Source organism: Candidatus Omnitrophota bacterium, assembly GCA_040755155.1.
Taxonomy (GTDB): domain Bacteria; phylum Hinthialibacterota; class Hinthialibacteria; order Hinthialibacterales; family Hinthialibacteraceae; genus JBFMBP01.
The window spans coordinates 1-2494 of record JBFMBP010000133.1 but is presented as its reverse complement, the minus strand read 5'-3'; the positions used below and the strand labels follow the sequence as shown (position 1 = coordinate 2494).

General features: G+C 49.5%; 3 protein-coding genes. 2 read left to right on the top strand and 1 reads right to left on the bottom strand.

From position 1 onward, the window contains the following. The first annotated feature begins 646 nt into the window (after positions 1–646). Together AB1656_19520 and AB1656_19515 are read left to right on the top strand one after the other, a co-directional pair. Complete coding sequence (locus AB1656_19520) at positions 647–832, top strand: hypothetical protein (protein MEW6237578.1); 186 nt, start codon at positions 647–649, stop codon at positions 830–832. Next, a complete protein-coding gene (locus AB1656_19515; protein MEW6237577.1) occupies positions 832–1734 on the top strand; it encodes a hypothetical protein in 903 nt (300 codons plus the stop codon). Before AB1656_19520 ends, AB1656_19515 begins: the two co-directional genes overlap by 1 nt. 207 nt (positions 1735–1941) lie before the next feature. Here the strand turns inward: AB1656_19515 and AB1656_19510 are convergent, their stop codons facing one another. Then, positions 1942–2406 (bottom strand): terminase small subunit, encoded by a 465-nt coding sequence (locus AB1656_19510; GenBank protein MEW6237576.1) that lies wholly within the window; start codon positions 2404–2406, stop codon positions 1942–1944. Positions 2407–2494: the final 88 nt, after the last annotated feature.

Below are 2494 nucleotides of genomic sequence, written 5' to 3'. Positions count from 1 at the left end.
CCAGGCCCAGGAGGAAAAAATCACAAATCTACATTCCTATAACCGCGTTTCAAAGACGGATTGGTTGCTGAGTCAAACAGGGAAAAATAATTGTCGTCGAGGGGGAAGAATAATTGTCGCTTGACAGGCGTCCTTGCCCTGAGTTGAATTATACCGGCGCGGGTGATGAAACCCACGCCCAAGAAAGCGAGAGTCTCACAATGAACGATAATTCACATAGTCCATTGAAAGCTATCCGGATTAAATGCCTTGATTGTTCGGCGGGCAGTTTGAACGAAGTGAAATTATGCCCGATTAAGAAATGTACGCTTTATCTCTATCGGTTCGGTAAAAAGCCAAGGACTGGCGCGCCGAGAACAGCTAGTCCCGAAACCATCGAACGATTGAAAACGTTTAGGTTCAAGAAAGCCGATTTAAGCCAATCTAACGCAGATAATTCTGCGGAGAAATAAAAAAATATTTCCAGGACGATGCAAACCAAGGGCGGAGAAAATTTATTTTAAACGACGACGGCTGACGTATGGGAAAGCCGTTTCCTTGCCCTGGGACGCAAGATTTTCAAGAATCCGATGGAAACCGCGTTCAGAGAAAATATTCGCTTGTCGGCGATTCATCATGCGAATTTCGAGTAGGAAACTTTATGGCCATGAACGAAACCAAAGAACCCATCCAAGAGCGCGAATTAATCGCGGCGATCTGTCCGGCTTGTAAGCGCGTCCTTTGCCATGTTCCCGCTGGTTCGTCCATTTTTTGCCATGATTGCCGGTTATGGTTCGATGTTGAACCGGTTGAACCGGCAGCGGCGTCCATCGGTTCAAAGGCGGTAGCGTGATGGTTAGGCAGGCGTATATCAATAAGCGATTCAACCGCGCAAGCGCTGCGACCATCGAGCAAGTGAACGTCATCCTGGACGAATACGAGCAGCAGGGCTATGACCTGTCTTTGCGTCAACTTTACTATCAGATGGTGACGCGCAATATTATCCCCAATTTCCAGAAATCGTATAACCGCCTAGGAACGTTAATCGGTAATGCGCGAATGGCCGGACTTATTGACTGGGATATGATAAAAGACCGGGGGCGTTCGACCGTTCAAAATGCGCATTGGGATAGCCCCGCCGAAGTCCTATATGTTGTCGCCGAACAATTCGCCCGGAATAAGTGGATCGACCAACCGTACCATATTTCAGTCATGGTTGAGAAACAGGCTCTGGAAGGCGTGTTAATCCCTGTCTGTGAGGAACTAGACATCAGCTTTACAGCCAATAAGGGCTATCCGTCGTTGAGCGTACTACGCGAATATGGAAACATGCTGGGCGATCAGGCGCGAAGGCTGGGCAAGAAAATAGTCGTTCTTTATTTGGGCGATCACGATCCGAGCGGCATAGACATGACCCGCGACGTACAGAAACGGTTAAGCATGTTTGCAGAGCAGGACATAACATTAGAACGCCTGGCGTTGAACCATGAACAAGTCGAGGCGCTGCATTTACCGCCGAACCCGACCAAAGAAACAGACACGCGGGCGGCTGGATACATTGAGCAGTTCGGCGGTAGTTGCTGGGAGCTTGACGCGGTAGAACCTGCGTTCCTCGCGCAGATGATACGTGACGCCGTTTTGCGGTATCGAGACGCGGACAAATGGCAAAAAGCAGTCATGGTTGAAAAAGCGATGCAAGAAGAGATTTATGAGATTGCAGACAATTACGGCGAAGGCGCAGCAGAGGGCGAATAATGGCGTCAAGATGGGATAGGGGGGCGAAATCCTAGGCAATTCCGTCAAATTACGCCTGTCCAGGTTGCTGTTATGATGAATCCGGCGGGATTAAACCACTTTCCGCAACATCGCAGCCGTCGCGGATGGGCTCAATTCATCATCGCCGTCCATCTCCCGGCGTTCCGGCAACGGCTCAGGCTCGTAAAATTCTGCTGTCTCATACGTTCAGCCTGCGTTCTTTTCCCTATTTTCTTTTGGGATTTCCTTGTCCGTCTCATCGTTCGAGGGAGGGATTTCGGGTGGAGTTAAGGCGGCGACGCGCTTGCGCGCGGTCTCAAGGCGCGCGGCGAGCGGGGTAACATCTAGTTCGATTCGTTGGGGTGCGGAAAAGCCGCCTATATCCGCGATAGCTCTCCATGCTGCGACTCTAACGGACGGCGTACCGCCTTCACTTTTCGGGAGTTCTGCTTCCTTGAGAAGACCAATCAAGATTCGTTCCAATGTGAGTTCGTGTTTGGCGTTGCGTTCGGCTTGGAGGCGATCTAATTCAGCGCGAATGGTGGGATTAGACAATAATTCAGTTCCGATGGATTTACCGGATTTTTCCGAGTATCCCGCAGCAATAGCCGCTTGGGTTGCATTACCTGAAACTTGATATTCCTGGATAAATCGTTCCTGTTTAGGCGTCATTTTACCGTCATTTTCCCTATATTTGGCGTATAAATCGCTGATTTTGCCCTATATAAGGCTTATTTTAGCCTAGAAATGCCTTATTTCA